Genomic DNA, 16,029 nt, shown 5'->3' on the forward strand with positions numbered 1-16,029 from the left:
GCCTGTTGTTTATTTTTTGTTATTCATCATTTTAGCGATTGTATTGAAATCAAGCTTTTCTTTTCCACTTGTAATCGATTGAACGATTTTGTCTTCCATTTCTTTAGGTACACGTTTGTTCGCAAGCTGCGCTACTTTTTTAATGACACCTCGAACGGTATTCTCATCTTTAAAGTTGGCATTTTGCAAAGAACCTGCAAGTTTAAACACATCATTCATATTCACACCGGTTTTGTTTTCTACGCTTTTAAAGAATTTATTATCCATTCATTTGCCTCCTCTTTGTGGAGTAATCACCTTACTATATGAAAATAGGCGGGATATGTGCCTATCCTAAAACCTTGTTTGACCAAAGAGAAAGGAAAGCAAAAGGCTTCCCCCTTGCTTCCCTCACCTTCTTACTTTTTAGTAGTTAAAGAAAGAAGCACCAACGATGATTAGAAGGATGAAAAGCACGACAACAAGAACAAATGTTGATCCATATCCGCCGCCGTAGCCACCACCGTAGCCGCCGCAAGAACCGCCACCGTAACCGTAACTCATATTTAAGCACCTCCTCTTCTCCCTTACAAAGTATGAAAAATGCAAGAAATGGTTTGGACGATCACATAAAAAAGTGCGGAATTTTTATTTCTGCTGTTTAAAGACGTAATCTGCCTCTGTATGACGCATCATGAATGTTTCTGTTTCTTTTGCAAAAGCCTCCATCTTCACGCCAAATGCTTTTAAGTGCTCCTCAAGATCATGCGCTTTATCCGCTAGATCCATTTCAGCCTTTTCGTGCGCTTGTTCTTTCCCATCATGGGGTTTAGTGAACAAGGAACCGATTAATTGTTCGAATGCATCCATTCTGGTCACCCCTTCTCTCTTACATATGCACCACTCAAAAAAAGGGCAACAAAAAAACCGGATAAATCCGGCTTTTGTTTTTCTCTTCTATTATTGAGGTTTCTTTTTGTTTCCACAGCCGCAGCCTGTTTTCTTGATTTTTTTCGTATATACAGATTGTTGATTTGACTGCGCTGGATAACCTTGAAGCATATGTGACGGCGTTTCAGTTGGTTTCATCGCAACCCTTCCTTTCCTATTCCTTGATAGTATATGCATTTATTGAAAGCGTGTCTGATCAGAATGCCTGTTTATTTCACAAGCTTCGAGACGACCGCTTCAATGATGCCTGCTGCTGCGGCAATCGCTAATAGTAAATTAAGCCACATGCTGATGACAGGAAAAAGTATGTATATCAGAAGTAAGGCAGCAGTGCACCACATGCCAGTACACCAATAACAGCTTAACAGTTCTCCAACCCAGGACCGCAGCCCTTCACCTTTAATGATGATATATGTTTCGACTTCACCTTGTTCATTTACCTCTTCCTGTTCTTCATGAAATAGACGGCGGAAAGGGGCAGTAATGGTATCAAACACAATCAGTCTCGTCAGTCTAAAGGATGCGAGGGCAAACACGACAAATGACAAAGCACCGCTCAGAAGCCTCCACCTCCTTCTTTCTTCTTTTTCCGTCCTTTCTTTATATATGCAAGAAAAAAGACTGTCATGATGAATCGAGTGGAAATAAAATTGGGTTGTACTTTTTCACACTTTCCGATTCCAACTTGAGTCGTTGCTGCATTAAATAATGTATAGATAAGAAAGGAGTGAAAGTATTGTCTATTGAAGAAAGTGCTGAAATATTATATACACAACTGTTAAACGAATTAATCAGCAATTATGATGATTTCATTGAGATCAAAGATTCGGAAAATGTCACAATTCATAAAACAGATGTAACAGCTGCACTCTCCCTTCAAGCGACCGTAACGACAATCATTACTCTTTTAATCCAAATTCTTGTACCAGACGATGAAGTGGCTGCTGACATCACAGATCAGCTTTTAGCTGTGCAACAAGTGGAAGTCCAAAAGAAAACTGTGATTCAAATCATCAACTGCTATAACATTACAATTACATTATCAGATGCATCCATTATGAACTCCGTCCAAATTCTCACTCAAACATTGAATGTGCTCTTAGTTGAAGCCGGCATTCTTTGACCCTTTCTTTTTCTAACATGACGTATGAAAGAGGTGAAATCATCGTGGCTGAAGAGAACGAAAAAAAGGAATTTCAAATCAATACGGATATTGATCCATTAACAAGTCTTCTTGTCAGTGATGTGTTAAACAAAAACAATATCACTGATGATCAGAAAGCAAAAATTTCAGATGATCAAAGAAGAATGATTTTGAAATTAGTCGAGGACTTACAAAAGAAAGCAAATGATTTCGTAGAACAGCAGCAGGAGAAAAAAAGGCAGGCTGAGGCAGCAAAACAGCCAGAAGAAGTAGTGCCTGAACCAAAAGTACGTCCAAATCGAAATTCACTTCGAAATCGTATTCAGCAGCGTCGTAATGCTCAGCGTAATAACGATTAAATAAAAATGGGTTGCCTGCTAGGGTAAATGCCCGAGACAAAACAACGCATTCCAGCATTTAATAAAGTAAACGGAAGGAGGAATAGAAATGGATTCTAAACCATATTCTTGGGTCGCTCTAGATCGTAACTGTTCACACCACGGACACCACAGATACCACGAACACCACGACGATTGCAACTATGAAAGAAAAGCACTTTGTGACGATTATTATGATGACGAAGATGTCTTACAAGATTTGGATCAAGTAAGCTTCACAAAGCAGACATCTGAAGAGGTCATTATCGTTAGGGACTCTTGTGACATTAACGTATCTTCTGTCGATGCACAGGTTGCAGCATCTATCCAAGTAGCGATTCAAACAGCGATCATCACGATTACAAACATCTCAATCGCAGACGGTGATTTGGCAGACCGCGTCACACAGGATCTCTTACAAGCTGCTACTCACAAACAAACAAACCGCCAAAAACTTGTCATCGAAAATTCAAGAAACGTTACAGTATCTACAATCGATGCGGACATCTCTATCGCAATCCAAACACTTACACAAACTCTTGTTGCGACAATCGTTGCAATCGGTATCCTCTAATGTCCAAAAGCAGAGCGAAAAGCTCTGCTTTTCCTTTTATAAAAATACAGCAAATATAAATGGTCATTTACCCACACCAACTAGAGGGCGCATACATATGTTGTTAAGGACTAAAGTCAAATACCTTGTTAAAGGAGCTGAAATCCATGAGCTGCGGAAAACACCATGGCCGACATGATGAAAACTGTGTATGCGATGCGGTTGATAAGATTTTAGCAGAGCAGGAAGCTGTAGAAGATAAATGTCCTACGAGCTGCTACAGTAATTTATTAAGCCCAACAGTTTCTGGAAAAGATACGATTCCGTTTTTACTTTTTGATAAAAAGGGCGGGTTGTTCTCTACTTTCGGAAACATTGGAGGATTCGTTGACGATTGCCAATGCTTCGAATCTATTTTCTTCCGGGTTGAAAAATTACACGACTGCTGTGCTACGTTATCTGTATTAAGACCTGTTGATGTACACGGACATACGCTAAGCGTGTGTCACCCTTGTGACCCTGACTTCTTTGGTCTAGAAAAAACGGACTTTTGTATTGAGGTTGATTTAAACTGCTTCTGCGCAATCCAATGCTTAAACCCAGAGCTTGTCGACAGAGTCATGCCATCGAAAGATAAAAAGCATCATCACCACGGCTAAATCAACAGGCCGCTCATCTAACTTGTCATGAGTCAAAGCATCCCCTTCCTTACGAATGACAGCCAATTATGCGGAGCAGTCGGCATAAGTAGCGACCGCTTCCGCATTGGTTAAAAGTAGATGCACGAACCGGCAAAGATAGCTTGTAGATGATAACAGTGCTCAAACACTCAAACAAATTTCCTAGTATAGGAGGGTTGAATATGAGCCGCAAACATTCATGGAACTGTGTAACAGAGGCTGTTGAAAACATTAGCGACTTACAAAATGCTGTCAAAGAAGATTGCCCGACCAGCTGTTACAGCAATCTCCTTTCTCCATCACATTCATTAGGTGACACTGTCCCGTTTGTTCTCTTTACATCCAAATCAAAACCATTCGTCGCATTCGGAAATGTCGGAGAAGTAGATCCAGGCCCTTGCTTCAGCACTGCATTTTTCAGAGTCGAACATATCTGTGATCACTGTGCAACACTCAGCTTGCTTATCGCATTTGACAAAGACCGTCATATTTTAGATTTTACAGATAAAGATTCCTTATGTGATGTGTTCCGATTAGAAAAATCGAAGTATTGCGTTGAAGTAGACCTTGACTGCTTCTGCGCTATCGAGTGCCTAAACCCAAGACTCATCAACCGTAACTGCTAACAAAAAAAGTCCCTATATGGGACTTTTTTCTTTGTTAAAAACCAAGCGGGTGGATGGAAGAAATCTCAGCAATCGCTAATTCGACTGGATTTCCCCCGCCTGCTGTACGAATGATCACAGTATCATCTTTTCGATCCATGATGATTCCTCTATATGTTTTACCATCAGCTTCAATCAGACAAAGAGCTCTTGGCATATTATGAGGCAGCCTTGTGAGAAAATCGACTTTTTCATCAATACTCATCTGACTTAAAGGCTTTTTCACTCGTTTTCTTCTTGGTTCTTCTTTTGTTTCATGAAAGACACCTTCTGGCTGGTTCCCCTCTTCTTGCTTTTGTATGAGCTCTGGTTCCTGTATGATCTCTTGTTCCTGTGTAAGCTCGGTTTCTTGTGTATTCTGTTGTTCCTGTGCATGCTCAGCCTCTTGTGCGATATCTCGTTCTTCTGTAAATTCGGCTTCTTGTTTTATATCTCGATCTTGCTGAAGTGCAGACGGCTCGGCTTCTTGTTTCTGCTCTATTTCTTGAACCGCAGGTCCCTGCTGCGTGCTTTCTTCGATCTCGCCTTTTGCATTGTGATCACTTTCTGGCTGTTTCTCTGATTTCTTTCGCTTTCTCACAATATTTTGCATGGCCGGCTTTGATTCTTGATAGCTCGGCTGAACAATATACATCAGCGGCTTTTGATTCTCATCACCTTTATTTGACATACTAATCCCTCCCGAATGATTCATTCCTTATATATATGAACAGAGGCCTCAAATCAGAAGAAAAATAAAAAAACAGCATACCCTTCATCGGTATGCTGCAAGTCATGTATTCGTTTAGCGGGCAATGATATGGAAGCCAGAATCAACATGCAGATTCTCACCTGTCATGCCGCGAGATAGATCACTGAATAAGAATAGAGCTGTATCGCCAACTTCTTCAGGAGTTGTTGTACGACGAAGCGGTGCACGCTCTTCAATATCCTTCAGAATGGTATTAAAGCCGCTGATGCCTTTTGCAGATAACGTACGAATTGGACCAGCCGAAATACTGTTCACACGGATGCCTTCTGCGCCTAAATCAGCTGCTAAATATTTCACGCTTGCTTCAAGTGATGCTTTCGCTACACCCATTACGTTGTAGTTAGATACAACACGCTCTCCGCCTAGGTATGTAAGCGTCACAATGCTTCCACCCTCTGTCATTAATGGACGTGCTGCTTTTGCTACAGCAGTTAATGAGTATGCACTAATGTTGTGCGCCAAAAGGAAACCTTCACGATTCGTGTTCAAGTATTCGCCAACAAGCTCTTCCTTATTTGCAAATGCAATGGCATGCGCAACGCCATGAATGACTTGTACTTTTTCTTTAATTTCAGCAAAACATTTTTCGATTTCTTCATCACTTGTCACATCACACGGAAGAATAATTGAATCATCACGCTCAAGTGTGCTTGCAAGCTCTTTTACCGATTCAGCAAGGCGATCTCCAACATAAGTAAAAATCAAACGAGCTCCAGCTTCATGAAGTGAGCGGGCAATTCCCCATGCGATGCTTCGTTTATTGGCAACACCCATCACCACGATATTACGGCCTTCTAAAGAAAAGTTCATATGTAATAAAGCCTCCTATTTTTTCAAGACATAGTATTAGTACCTGATCATAATATTATCACAGATCATAAGAGAATGACAATTTCCTCTGAAAGAAAGTTTCATTTTCGCAAAAAAACCGCCCTCACAAGGAAGGCGGTTCGATTCCCTTAACGTTTGATTCTGTTTTGCTGATAAGCAAAATGGTTCGTAGGCCCGTGTCCAGATCCAATTCGTAAAGGGAATTTGATCGCTTCATGGACAAAGCTTTCTGCTGTTTCAAAGGCTTCCTTTATCGAATAACCTTTCGCAATTTCAGCTGTTAATGCTGCTGCAAACGTGCAGCCTGTGCCATGTGTATGTGGTGTATCGATATGTTCATTTGTGATTTCAATAAAGCCTTTTCCATCATACAGCAGGTCGGTAATCATCCCATCAGATGGACCATGGCCGCCTTTGATCACAACATGTTTCGTACCGAGCTCATAAAGGCGCTCTGCTGCCAGATAGCGATCCTCTTTCCTCTGAATACGTATACCTGACAGTACTTCTGCCTCAGGAAGATTCGGCGTTACAGCATAGCTCACAGGCAGCAAGTGTGTTTTCATCGCAGAGACCGCATCTTCATTTAATAAAGAGGCTCCTCCTTTTGCAATCATGACTGGATCTACAATCAGCTTCATATCATATTGAACCGTTTTTTCAGCTACGATCTTGATCATGTCTGCACTCCACAGCATCCCTGTTTTGACGGCATCTGGCAGTATATCTTCTGCCACTGCATTTATTTGACGCTCTAACGCCTCAATTGAAAGCGGATATATCCCATGAACACCTAGTGTGTTTTGCGCAGTTATCGCTGTGATTGCAGACATTCCATACACACCGAGCTCCTGAAAAGTTTTCAAATCTGCCTGAATGCCTGCTCCGCCGCCAGAATCAGAACCCGCGATTGTGAATGCTTTTTTGATCGTCATTTCTTCACACCTCTCATTAGCCAATCCATTGATGATAAATAGTTCTTGCTTTGGCAATATCATTGGTTCCATGAACAAGCGCTCTGCCATCTTTAAATAAGACAAGCTTAAATTCATCCTTTTGACATGAAAGCAAATATGGATTTTCAAGCACATCCATCCCTGCTTTCTTTAACCGAAGAGCCACTTCATGTAAAGGCGGCGGTGTTTCTGCTGCACTGCGGATTTGTACCGTATTGCGGCCGCATAGTACATCTGCCTTCGCTCTCTTGTCATATGAAAGAAATGGATACGTCTTCAGTCCACAGCTTGGACATTGCTTCTTCTTTAAAGATGTAGCCGACCGAATGTCAGATCGTTCATTTTTCCATAAATCGAAGGATTTTAATATTGGCGTCACTTGATGTCCTGTTAAATATTTAAGTGCATCTGCCACTTGATATGCGGCCACCTGCTGCACAACTGGACTAATGATACCTGCTGTATCACAAGTCATACCTTGTGCAGGTAAATGTTCAAGCAGACAGTGTAAACATGGCGTCTCACCAGGAATCACAGTAAATTGAATACCATAACTGGCTACACAGGCCCCATAAAGGAACGGAATTTGATGTTTGACAGCAGCATCATTTGCAATCATTCTTACCTCAAAATTATCCGCTGCATCGACAATGATCGAAGCTCCGCTGACCAGTTCGTCAATATTGTGAGCAGTCACATCAATCACGATTCCTTTGACGTAAACGTCACTGTTTACTTGCTTGAGTCTTTTTTCAGCCGCCACAGCTTTTGGCAGCCGATCCTTCACGTCTTGCTCCGTGTAAAGCTGCTGGCGCTGAAGGTTGCTCCATTCAATATAATCTCGGTCCAAAATGGTGACAGATCCAACGCCGGCACGAACGAGCATTTCTGCACTAGCCGTTCCAAGTGCCCCCGCTCCAATAATGACCGCCTTTGAGTCATTTAGCCGCTTTTGTCCCTCTATTCCAATTGGCTGAAAAAGCTCTTGGCGTGAATAACGAGTGCTCAAAATGAAGGCATTCCTTCCTGTGGACTGCTCGCTGTCCCATAGTTTTTCAGGGGAATACGTCCTGCCTCATAGCCTAGTCTTCCTGATTCAATCGCCAGTTTCATTGCTTTTGCCATTTTCACAGGATCCTTTGCACCAGAGACTGCGGTATTTAGTAATACTGCGTCAGCTCCAAGCTCCATCGCATAAGCTGCATCTTTGGGAGAACCTACGCCAGCATCAATAATGACCGGCACCTTCGCCTGCTCGATAATAAATGAGAGATTCAGAGGGTTTAGTAAGCCTTGGCCTGAACCAATCGGAGAAGCACCTGGCATGATGGCGTGGACACCGAGTTCTTCTAATTTTCTTGCGAGCACCACATCATCAGAAGTATATGGCAGCACAATAAATCCTTCTTCGAGCAGCATTTCAGATGCTTTTAATGTTTCAACTGGATCTGGCAAAAGAGACCTTGAACAGCCAATGACTTCTACCTTGATCATGTCACACAGACCAGAAGCCTTTGCTAAACGGGCAATACGCACTGCCTCTTCTGCTGTACTTGCACCAGCTGTATTCGGAAGCAGTGTATATCTTGATAAATCAAGCTGCTCCAGAAAATTAGGCTGAGATGCTTCGAATATGTTCATTCTTCTGACAGCAAAGGTTAAAATTTCGGCTTCCGATACGTTCACCGCTTCTTTTTGAACCTCAAATGATGGGTACTTCCCTGTTCCGAGTAATAGTCTTGATGTGAATGTTTTTCCGCCAATGTACAGCATTGGATCATCCTCCTCCTACAAAATGAACGATTTCAATCGTGTCATTTGGTTGAATTACTACTTGTTGAAACGCTTCTTTATCAATGATTTCTTGGTTCTTTTCAACGATCACCACACGGTTTTCAAGCTGATAGGCTGATAGAAGATCATAGATCGTTCCATTCTCTTGATCGAAGTCAACGATTCTGCCATTCAATTGAATCTTCATACGAATAGTGCCTCCTTTCGTCCAATACGAAATGCGTGAAGCCATTCTTCTTTGACCGGTTTGTCTAATATGAGATCACGAATGATTTCTCCAGTAATCGGCGCAAGTAAAATGCCATTCCTGTAATGCCCTGCAGCAAAAAGAATACGTTTGTCTTCGGGATGTCTTCCGATATAGGGGTGCCGATCGTTTGTCGCCGGACGAAGGCCTGCCCAGCACTCTTCAATCGGCATCTCTTTAATAGAAGGCATAAGCTGAGACGCCTTTTGAATCACAGCTTCCATGCCACCAAGCGTTGGAACAGCCTGCCACTCGTTTGGCTTCATCGTTGCACCGATAACAAGCTTTCCACTATCTCGCTGAACGATATAACAATGATCATGATAAATGGTGTGTGCGAGCGCCTGACCATTATTCCATACAGACACACATTCTCCTTTTACTGGATAAAGAGAATGCGATAATCCGAGCTCTTCAAAAAAACGGCCAGACCATACACCACTTGCAACTGTCAGGTCATCACATGCGAATGTGCCCTTCGTTGTTCTGACAGTTAACACTTCTTTGTCCCGCTTCACTTCGATCACAGGTGTACACTCTTTCACATCTGCTCCGTACCGGACCGCCGCCTGCCACAAAGCCCTGCATACAGCATAAGGCTCAACATGCACATCCTCTTCAATCAAACCTGCTCCCAGCATGTGATCTGTGACTTGAGGCATGCATTTTTTTACGCTGCTTGCATCAAGCCACTTAAACGTAGACAAATGCTGCATCCGGCAAAGGGCCTGCTTCTCTTCTTCAGTAAAGGCGACCTTCATGATGCCGCCTGCTGAAGTCCGAATATCAATACCTGATTCATGCAAAAGATCGACCTTTAATTTTTCGTATAATGCCTGGCTTGCTCTGCCTGCCTGAAAGAAAATATCCTCATGCCCCTCTCCTTCAGCATGTGCACCGAGCATCCCGGCAGCCGCACTTGTCGTTTGCTTCCCTATCTCATTTGCTTCAAATAAGATCACCTGTTTTCCTGCTTTTGCAAGGTGATAGGCGATTGACATCCCTATGATTCCACCACCAATGATTGCAACGTCATAATGCTTTTTCATAAGGATTCTCCTTTACCTTTTCAGAAAATGCTTGTGCCATCATACGCGGCTGATGATGAGTAAAAATCCCAGACATGACAGCGATTCCTTTCACATGAGCGTGTTTCAATTCTGGAACTCGTTCTGGGGTCATCCCGCCGATGGCCACCACTGGAATTGTTAGTGCAGAAGTCAGTTCTTTCACAAGCTGTACACCTCTTGCCTGAAGTCCTGGTTTACAAGAGGTGTCATATACGTGCCCAAACATGACATACTCTGCTCCATTTTTCTCTGCTGCTTTCGCTTCTTCTATCGAATGGACAGACACCCCTGCATGAAGGTGAGGGAATTTTCTTCGCAGCTCTTTCGGCGAAAAGCTATGGCCCGGAAGATGCACCCTGTGAATATTGGTTAGCAGCGCCACGTCTACTCGGTCATTGATCACGAGCTTTTCTTTCGGTACACCTTCTAAAAGGAGATTCTTCACGAGATCAACAAGCTCACCTGCTGTTTTAGACCGTTCCCGAATATGAATAAAATCCACTTCAGACGCAATGGCTTTTATTTGTTTGATCAGTTCACCCGCAGGAAGCGAATCATTTGTCACTGCGTGGAGTTCCATTTGCACCAACCCCATCTAAGCATGCTGTTTGCCACAATTCTTTTTGATACGCCATCTCCCAAAAGTGATATTCGTAATAGCTTGAAATCACAAAATTTTCTTTCATATTGGCGCGTACATGTTCTGGTGCTTTTTCTGCTAGTTCATCAAAGCGGTTCACCTGTTCGAAAACGAGTTCCTTAAACCAATCGCCTCCATATGTCAAAATCCATTCTTGATAAATTGGATGGTCAGGTGTTGTTTGTTTTAGCTTTTCACCTACCTCATAATAAAGCCAGTAACACGGTAATAACGCGGCTAAAATCTCTTCAAACCGTCCGCTTTTTACAGACCGGTACATATGAGAGGTATACGCATAAGCAGTCGGGGAAGGCTTAAAGTTCTCAATGGCTTCATCAGAAATTTGCAGAAGCTCTGTAAATTTCCTATGCAGCGACAGCTCTGCTTCGTACGTGCCCTGGGCATGATACGCCATTCTGCCCGTCGTATGTAAGTCCTCACTAATCGCCGCTCCATATGCCTGCACCTTTGCAAAATGAGTTAAATAATACGAATCCTGCATCACGTAATAGGTGAAACGATCGAGTGAAAGTGTGCCATCCCCAATCCCTTTGACAAAAGGATGCGTAAAGCTTCCATTCCACCACGTTGCTGCAGCCTCTTTACATTCTGTTGAAAACGTCATGTTCCTCTCCTCCTGTTTTTCCATATAAAAAAGCCACTTTCCGCGTGGAAAGTGGCTTGGAATTTGTAAAAAGCATAGTCAAAAACCGCACCACTTCCCTACGCAGGTATGAACCTGTTCAGGTAATGAGGGTCTAAAAGTCGACACTTTTATCTCAGCCCTTTTAAAGGACTCCCCTAGTGGATCAAATATATGATGTTATACCTCTATCTTAATCAGGAATTGTTCATTGGTCAAGGGTTCATTGTCATTCTAATTGGGCTCTTAGTCCTGCTACATACTCCCGGGAGCCCGATACAAGCACACGGTCGCCGCTTCTAAGTGTCGTATCTCCATGCGGTACTAAGCTGTCTACCCCTCTGAAAATCCGGACAAATACCAAATCACCGGTGAAAGGAAATTCTCTCAGCATGACATTATGATAACGATGATTGTTCATTTGAATTTGATACAAAGAAGAATCCTCATTTGTTAGCAATCGAATCGCATCAGGTGCTTCAATCAAAGCTCTTAGCACCGTTTTAGATGAAAGGAAAGTAGAAAACGTATCAATGCCCGCTTCCTTCAATGTCAGCTCTGCCTCAGCTTTGTTGACACTTGCAATGACTTGTTTTGAACCTTCTTCTTTTGCAAATAAAGCAATTTCCTTATTTTTTGTCTCACTGCCTGTTGCGACGACAAGGACATCCTCTTGGCCGACGCCTGCCTTTCTCAGCGTCTCATCGTCGTATTGTTCAATTGATTCGACTTCAAAGATAGAGTCTGCCAGCAGTGCTTCCTTATTTTCTTGAAACACATGCAAAATCCGAATGTCATATTCATCATGATGCAAATCAAGTGTGACAGGTAAGGTCAGCTGATTTGCACCAATAAAGGTCACACGCTTCTTATGGCTCGCCGCTTGTTCTTTTTTAAAGAGCGCTTTAAACCAAACAGGTGTTAAAATACTCGTTAGCACAGCAACTAAAATCAGCGCTCCAGACATTTTATGATCAATGACACCGAGCCGCTCACCAATCGTCGCAGCTGCAATGACGAGAGATAATGTTGAAGTTAATAAAAAGCCTGAGCCGATGACCTTATTCATGTCATACCATTTTTTCAAATAAAGAATTGGGATAAGCTTACTTATAAGCAACGCAATAAACAGCAGCGGAATCATGATCATAATCGTCGGGTCCTTAAACAGTGCCCATATATTTAGATCCACTCCGACCATCACAAAAAAGATCGGGATTAAAAATCCGTAGCCAAATGAGTCCAGCTGCTGAACGAGCTCTTTATTTGGCGAAAGAAGGGACACAAGCACGCCAGCTAAAAACGCCCCAAGAATATTTTCAGCCCCGAGTGATTCAGATAAGGCAACTAAGACTATAATGAGAGTAAAGATTGCCCTTGTCCCAATTTGCACGGTTCCTTTTGACATCGACTGAAAAATTGACTTTGTCTTAAATACGCGGCCAAATAAATAAAGAAGAATGCCTGCAGCAAATAATAAGAGCAGAAGCCACATGTTCCCTGTTCCATCTCCATAAATTGAGGAAAACACAGCAAGTAAAATCATCGTGACCAAATCAGCAATGACAGCTACAAGCAGAATGATTTGACCGATATTCGTCTGCATCAACTTTTCCTCTTTTAAGGTTGGCACCACTACGCCTAATGAGATGGTAGAGATAATGAGCGTCATTAAAAAGGCGTTTTGGATAAACCCTGCGAGTACAAACGCATAGGACAGGATAAAAGAAATACAAAATACCCCAAGAAAAATAATGGTGGCTGCTTTAAATGTATTTGGTTCTTTTAAACCATTTGGAAGTTCTCGTGCTTTCTTCTTTGACTCAAAAGAAGAAAAATCTATTTCAAGTCCACTTAAAAACATCAGAAAAATAAAACCGAGCATGGATAATGTATCTAACCACGCATCATGTTCGACAACCAGTTGAAGACCGCTTTTCCCAATGATGAGCCCCATAATGATTTCAGCTACAACGACCGGAATGGTCAGCTTAAATCGGTGCAATAAAATAGGGGTGAAAAAGGCGACAATAATAACGACAACGAGTGATGAAACAGATGTATGCTCCATTGGCTAAAGCCTCCTAACATTCATGTTTAATTTTATAAGTCTTACGTTAAAGGATTGATTCTAACAATTGCCTAAATGAAATGAAAGCCATTCGTTATATTTTCTAAAATTCAAACTTCTTTATATCCGACGAATGGATGAAAAAAATCAGGAGGAAACCTTATGAAATTCGATATCATTGGCGATATCCACGGCTGCTACGAAGAGCTGCTTACCCTCATACACAAACTAGGATACGAACTCAAACATGGATTACCCGTCCATCCTGATAAGAGAACGCTGGCCCTTGTTGGCGATTTAACAGATCGAGGGCCTCAGTCAGTAGACGTCATGCGATTTGTCATTCATGCCTATTCACAAGGCGCAATCCGATATGTACCTGGCAACCATTGCTTTAAGCTTTATCGTTATTTAAAAGGAAATCCCGTCAAATTGCTTCATGGCATCGAAACGACAGTGAACGAAATAAAAAAACTGCCAACTCATGAACAAAACAAATTGTCACATGAATTTAAGCAGTTATTTGAGAAGGCTCCGCTTTATGATGTACTCATTCCTGATGAGCTGATCATTGCACACGCAGCGATGAAGGAAAAGGATATTGGAAAAAAGCCGAATAAACAGATGCGGTCCTACTTATTATTTGGTGCCGTCACAGGAGAAACATGGCCAGATGGACGGCCTGTTCGCAAGGACTGGGCAAAGGAATATCACGGAAAACCGTGGATTGTGTACGGCCATACACCTGTGAAAGAACCTCGATTCGTTGGCAGAACCGTCAATATTGATACAGGCTGTGTATTTGGCAACAAACTGTCTGCCCTCACATACCCTGAGCTTAAAACGGTCTCCGTTCCCTCATCTATGCCTTATGACGATTCAAGATTTCAGCATTTCACATTATAAAAAAACCCGGCCCTGCGATGCAGGTGACTGGGTTTCTCTAATTAAAAAGCAAGGATTTCATATCATCAGGAAGCGGAGCTGAAAATGTCATTTGCTCACCTGTCATCGGATGAGGAAACACAAGGGTTTCACTATGCAGTGCCTGCCTGTCTATCCGCTCGGCCCTTCCGCCATACAGCGTATCTCCGATGAGCGGATGCCCAAGAAATTGCATATGCACACGAATTTGATGTGTTCTCCCGGTTTCAAGCGAGAGAGACACATCCGACATATTTAACTCAGCGATTACTGCTCGCACGGTATAATGCGTCACTGCCTCCTGCCCAGTATCATCAACCATCCGCTCGATGATACTATCCCCTTTTCGGGCAATTTTTGCAGCGATGGTTCCATGTTTTTCTGTGATCATGCCATGTGTAAACGCTCTGTATGTTCGCTTAACCGCTCCACTCTTTTGTGCCTTAGCTAAAAGGCTATGGGCAAAACGATGCTTCGCCACAAGCATAACGCCAGATGTATCACGATCAAGACGGTTCACTAAATGAACCGTATGCCGAACAGACTGCTTGGCATAATGGTGCAGTAATCCATTCGCAATACTGTGCTCGGGGTGCTCCCGAGAAGGGATCGAAGGAATATACGGCCTTTTATTCAGCACAAGGACATGCTCGTCCTCAAATATAATATCAAGCGGAATCGGTGCAGGCTTCAGCCCTTCACTCACTTTTTCCTCGGGAAATAAAATGGTGAGCCTGTCCCCTTCATGCAGCTCATATCTCACGGTAACATGCTCTCCATTAATGAGGAGGTCACCGCCATCAAACTTAATATCCGTCAGCATTCTTTTCGAAATACCAAGATCAATTAAATATTCCTTTAAAAACAGCCCTTCTTCTTTGGCTGTCATGGTTTTGTTTAACGTAAAGTATTCCAGCGAGAACAACCTCTTTCTTATTCTCCTTTTCCGATAAAGGAATCTTGCACCCTTTTCCAAAACGGAAACGGTCTAAATCTAGCAAAACGGACATTCTCATCTGCCACCCGGCATTGAATGGATTTGACGTCTTTATGAAGCAGCGTCAAATGATCAATCGTCACCTGAAAATCGACATCATTCCTCGGCTTAATCACACAAGTATGGTGGTCAGGCAAAATAAGCGGTGAACCGACCGTCCGAAACACTCTGTTGTTGATTGAAGCCATTTCTGCCAGCTGAATGGCTCTAATGGAAGGATGAATAATGGCGCCTCCAAGTGCCTTATTATAGGCCGTACTGCCTGATGGAGTAGACAAACAAAGGCCGTCACCTCTGAATGTTTCAAACAGCTGTCCTCTGATTTCAACATCTGCCACAAGCGTCCCTTCCATGCTTTTAATCGTACATTCATTCATTGCTAAATATTTCTCTTCTCTGCCGCCGTCGTTGTATCTGACAATGACCTCTAAGATCGGATATTCCACAATATGATAAGGCGTTTTCGCAATGGCTAAGACGAGTTTTTCAATCTCACTCGGCACCCAGTCAGCATAGAAGCCAAGATGACCTGTATGAACACCGACAAAGGCTGTTTCATTCAGACGGCTGCTGTAGCGGTGAAAGGCATAAAGAAGGGTGCCGTCTCCACCAACCGTAATGACAAGATCCGGTTCCTCTTCATTTAGTTCCATACCAAAATCCAATAAGTAGGTCTGAATTTTACTTTTGAGCGTGTCAGATACAGAATTCCCTTTTGAAGAAACTGCAAATTTCATGAATTCTTCTCCTTTTTCA

23 protein-coding genes and 1 riboswitch are annotated in these 16,029 nt (G+C 42.6%); of the genes, 6 read left to right on the top strand and 17 right to left on the bottom strand.

Translation table 11 applies throughout. The features are described 5' to 3' along the window. Positions 1-9: 9 nt before the first annotated feature. The 5 genes from spoVIF to AC20OE_RS10900 form a co-directional block, all read right to left on the bottom strand. Positions 10-267, bottom strand: a complete 258-nt coding sequence (gene spoVIF, locus AC20OE_RS10880; RefSeq protein ID WP_008348417.1) for a sporulation-specific transcription regulator SpoVIF — start codon at positions 265-267, stop codon at positions 10-12. A 138-nt stretch (positions 268-405) separates the two neighbouring features. Next, positions 406-543, bottom strand: coding sequence for a YjcZ family sporulation protein (locus AC20OE_RS10885; RefSeq protein ID WP_024426457.1), 138 nt, complete (start codon positions 541-543; stop codon positions 406-408). A gap of 84 nt (positions 544-627) precedes the next feature. Then, a complete protein-coding gene (locus AC20OE_RS10890) occupies positions 628-849 on the bottom strand; it encodes a hypothetical protein (RefSeq protein ID WP_059374960.1) in 222 nt (73 codons plus the stop codon). A gap of 90 nt (positions 850-939) precedes the next feature. Then, positions 940-1,068: a hypothetical protein gene (locus AC20OE_RS10895; RefSeq protein WP_254967544.1), complete on the bottom strand. Its 129-nt coding sequence runs from the start codon at positions 1,066-1,068 to the stop codon at positions 940-942. Between the two features lie 71 nt (positions 1,069-1,139). Further along, positions 1,140-1,490, bottom strand: coding sequence for a DUF1360 domain-containing protein (locus AC20OE_RS10900; protein ID WP_039177852.1), 351 nt, complete (start codon positions 1,488-1,490; stop codon positions 1,140-1,142). Positions 1,491-1,657: 167 nt separating this feature from the next. On the opposite strand from AC20OE_RS10900, the gene AC20OE_RS10905 reads away from it, so the two are divergent. The 5 genes from AC20OE_RS10905 to AC20OE_RS10925 all read left to right on the top strand — a co-directional run bounded on the left by AC20OE_RS10905 (position 1,658) and on the right by AC20OE_RS10925 (position 4,310). Next, on the top strand, positions 1,658-2,053 hold the full coding sequence (locus AC20OE_RS10905; protein WP_228279989.1) for a spore coat protein: 396 nt from the start codon (positions 1,658-1,660) through the stop codon (positions 2,051-2,053). A gap of 44 nt (positions 2,054-2,097) precedes the next feature. Then, positions 2,098-2,433, top strand: coding sequence for a hypothetical protein (locus AC20OE_RS10910; RefSeq protein ID WP_024425013.1), 336 nt, complete (start codon positions 2,098-2,100; stop codon positions 2,431-2,433). A gap of 88 nt (positions 2,434-2,521) precedes the next feature. Beyond that, positions 2,522-3,025 carry a spore coat protein gene (locus tag AC20OE_RS10915; protein WP_039177849.1) on the top strand — a complete coding sequence of 168 codons (504 nt, stop codon included), beginning with the start codon at positions 2,522-2,524 and terminating at the stop codon, positions 3,023-3,025. Positions 3,026-3,171: 146 nt separating this feature from the next. Continuing rightward, positions 3,172-3,663, top strand: coding sequence for a CotY/CotZ family spore coat protein (locus AC20OE_RS10920; RefSeq protein WP_003211658.1), 492 nt, complete (start codon positions 3,172-3,174; stop codon positions 3,661-3,663). A gap of 203 nt (positions 3,664-3,866) precedes the next feature. Beyond that, on the top strand, positions 3,867-4,310 hold the full coding sequence (locus AC20OE_RS10925) for a CotY/CotZ family spore coat protein (protein WP_047201813.1): 444 nt from the start codon (positions 3,867-3,869) through the stop codon (positions 4,308-4,310). A 34-nt stretch (positions 4,311-4,344) separates the two neighbouring features. Here AC20OE_RS10925 and AC20OE_RS10930 read toward each other — a convergent pair whose 3' ends face one another. The 10 genes from AC20OE_RS10930 to AC20OE_RS10975 all read right to left on the bottom strand — a co-directional run bounded on the left by AC20OE_RS10930 (position 4,345) and on the right by AC20OE_RS10975 (position 13,352). After that, a complete protein-coding gene (locus AC20OE_RS10930) occupies positions 4,345-5,019 on the bottom strand; it encodes a CotO family spore coat protein (protein ID WP_487268847.1) in 675 nt (224 codons plus the stop codon). Positions 5,020-5,133: 114 nt separating this feature from the next. Then, positions 5,134-5,910, bottom strand: a complete 777-nt coding sequence (fabI, locus tag AC20OE_RS10935; protein WP_039177844.1) for an enoyl-ACP reductase FabI — start codon at positions 5,908-5,910, stop codon at positions 5,134-5,136. Between the two features lie 149 nt (positions 5,911-6,059). Beyond that, the gene (gene thiD / locus AC20OE_RS10940) at positions 6,060-6,866 is read right to left on the bottom strand and encodes a bifunctional hydroxymethylpyrimidine kinase/phosphomethylpyrimidine kinase (RefSeq protein WP_487268848.1); all 807 of its coding nucleotides are present in this window, start codon (positions 6,864-6,866) and stop codon (positions 6,060-6,062) included. Positions 6,867-6,882: 16 nt separating this feature from the next. Beyond that, complete coding sequence (locus AC20OE_RS10945) at positions 6,883-7,896, bottom strand: thiazole biosynthesis adenylyltransferase ThiF (RefSeq protein WP_487268849.1); 1,014 nt, start codon at positions 7,894-7,896, stop codon at positions 6,883-6,885. Continuing rightward, entirely contained in the window at positions 7,893-8,660 is a 768-nt protein-coding gene (locus AC20OE_RS10950) for a thiazole synthase (protein WP_487268850.1), read from the bottom strand. Before AC20OE_RS10950 ends, AC20OE_RS10945 begins: the two co-directional genes overlap by 4 nt. A 4-nt stretch (positions 8,661-8,664) precedes the next feature. Further along, positions 8,665-8,868, bottom strand: coding sequence for a sulfur carrier protein ThiS (thiS, locus tag AC20OE_RS10955; RefSeq protein WP_039177840.1), 204 nt, complete (start codon positions 8,866-8,868; stop codon positions 8,665-8,667). Then, the gene (gene thiO, locus AC20OE_RS10960; protein ID WP_487268851.1) at positions 8,865-9,977 is read right to left on the bottom strand and encodes a glycine oxidase ThiO; all 1,113 of its coding nucleotides are present in this window, start codon (positions 9,975-9,977) and stop codon (positions 8,865-8,867) included. Before thiO ends, thiS begins: the two co-directional genes overlap by 4 nt. Beyond that, on the bottom strand, positions 9,961-10,578 hold the full coding sequence (gene tenI, locus AC20OE_RS10965) for a thiazole tautomerase TenI (RefSeq protein ID WP_039183061.1): 618 nt from the start codon (positions 10,576-10,578) through the stop codon (positions 9,961-9,963). The genes thiO and tenI overlap by 17 nt, the downstream gene beginning before the upstream one ends. Continuing rightward, on the bottom strand, positions 10,553-11,263 hold the full coding sequence (gene tenA / locus AC20OE_RS10970) for a thiaminase II (RefSeq protein ID WP_039177838.1): 711 nt from the start codon (positions 11,261-11,263) through the stop codon (positions 10,553-10,555). Before tenA ends, tenI begins: the two co-directional genes overlap by 26 nt. Positions 11,264-11,341: 78 nt before the next feature. After that, a riboswitch (TPP riboswitch) is annotated at positions 11,342-11,451 on the bottom strand. Between the two features lie 59 nt (positions 11,452-11,510). Further along, positions 11,511-13,352: a monovalent cation:proton antiporter family protein gene (locus tag AC20OE_RS10975; protein ID WP_039177837.1), complete on the bottom strand. Its 1,842-nt coding sequence runs from the start codon at positions 13,350-13,352 to the stop codon at positions 11,511-11,513. Positions 13,353-13,514: 162 nt separating this feature from the next. Between AC20OE_RS10975 and prpE the strand changes: the two genes are divergently transcribed. Beyond that, a complete protein-coding gene (prpE, locus tag AC20OE_RS10980) occupies positions 13,515-14,258 on the top strand; it encodes a bis(5'-nucleosyl)-tetraphosphatase PrpE (protein ID WP_039177836.1) in 744 nt (247 codons plus the stop codon). A 37-nt stretch (positions 14,259-14,295) separates the two neighbouring features. Here the strand turns inward: prpE and AC20OE_RS10985 are convergent, their stop codons facing one another. Both AC20OE_RS10985 and AC20OE_RS10990 read right to left on the bottom strand, forming a co-directional pair. Next, positions 14,296-15,192 carry an RluA family pseudouridine synthase gene (locus AC20OE_RS10985; protein WP_186315147.1) on the bottom strand — a complete coding sequence of 299 codons (897 nt, stop codon included), beginning with the start codon at positions 15,190-15,192 and terminating at the stop codon, positions 14,296-14,298. 17 nt (positions 15,193-15,209) lie between these two features. Further along, positions 15,210-16,010: an NAD kinase gene (locus AC20OE_RS10990; RefSeq protein WP_041089854.1), complete on the bottom strand. Its 801-nt coding sequence runs from the start codon at positions 16,008-16,010 to the stop codon at positions 15,210-15,212. Between the last annotated feature and the right edge of the window lie 19 nt (positions 16,011-16,029).

This window comes from Bacillus sp. SRI_025, assembly GCF_057592095.1.

Excerpts from the sequence above, each read along its gene's own strand:
- spoVIF (WP_008348417.1), bottom strand. The coding sequence starts at position 267 with ATGGATAATAAATTCTTTAAAAGCGTAGAAAACAAAACCGGTGTGAAT.
- AC20OE_RS10885 (WP_024426457.1), bottom strand. The coding sequence starts at position 543 with ATGAGTTACGGTTACGGTGGCGGTTCTTGCGGCGGCTACGGTGGTGGC.
- AC20OE_RS10890 (WP_059374960.1), bottom strand. The coding sequence starts at position 849 with ATGGATGCATTCGAACAATTAATCGGTTCCTTGTTCACTAAACCCCAT.
- AC20OE_RS10895 (WP_254967544.1), bottom strand. The coding sequence starts at position 1,068 with ATGAAACCAACTGAAACGCCGTCACATATGCTTCAAGGTTATCCAGCG.
- AC20OE_RS10915 (WP_039177849.1), top strand. The coding sequence starts at position 2,522 with ATGGATTCTAAACCATATTCTTGGGTCGCTCTAGATCGTAACTGTTCA.
- AC20OE_RS10920 (WP_003211658.1), top strand. The coding sequence starts at position 3,172 with ATGAGCTGCGGAAAACACCATGGCCGACATGATGAAAACTGTGTATGC.
- AC20OE_RS10925 (WP_047201813.1), top strand. The coding sequence starts at position 3,867 with ATGAGCCGCAAACATTCATGGAACTGTGTAACAGAGGCTGTTGAAAAC.
- AC20OE_RS10930 (WP_487268847.1), bottom strand. The coding sequence starts at position 5,019 with ATGTCAAATAAAGGTGATGAGAATCAAAAGCCGCTGATGTATATTGTT.
- fabI (WP_039177844.1), bottom strand. The coding sequence starts at position 5,910 with ATGAACTTTTCTTTAGAAGGCCGTAATATCGTGGTGATGGGTGTTGCC.
- thiD (WP_487268848.1), bottom strand. The coding sequence starts at position 6,866 with ATGACGATCAAAAAAGCATTCACAATCGCGGGTTCTGATTCTGGCGGC.
- AC20OE_RS10950 (WP_487268850.1), bottom strand. The coding sequence starts at position 8,660 with ATGCTGTACATTGGCGGAAAAACATTCACATCAAGACTATTACTCGGA.
- thiS (WP_039177840.1), bottom strand. The coding sequence starts at position 8,868 with ATGAAGATTCAATTGAATGGCAGAATCGTTGACTTCGATCAAGAGAAT.
- thiO (WP_487268851.1), bottom strand. The coding sequence starts at position 9,977 with ATGAAAAAGCATTATGACGTTGCAATCATTGGTGGTGGAATCATAGGG.
- tenI (WP_039183061.1), bottom strand. The coding sequence starts at position 10,578 with ATGGAACTCCACGCAGTGACAAATGATTCGCTTCCTGCGGGTGAACTG.
- tenA (WP_039177838.1), bottom strand. The coding sequence starts at position 11,263 with ATGACGTTTTCAACAGAATGTAAAGAGGCTGCAGCAACGTGGTGGAAT.
- AC20OE_RS10975 (WP_039177837.1), bottom strand. The coding sequence starts at position 13,352 with ATGGAGCATACATCTGTTTCATCACTCGTTGTCGTTATTATTGTCGCC.
- prpE (WP_039177836.1), top strand. The coding sequence starts at position 13,515 with ATGAAATTCGATATCATTGGCGATATCCACGGCTGCTACGAAGAGCTG.
- AC20OE_RS10990 (WP_041089854.1), bottom strand. The coding sequence starts at position 16,010 with ATGAAATTTGCAGTTTCTTCAAAAGGGAATTCTGTATCTGACACGCTC.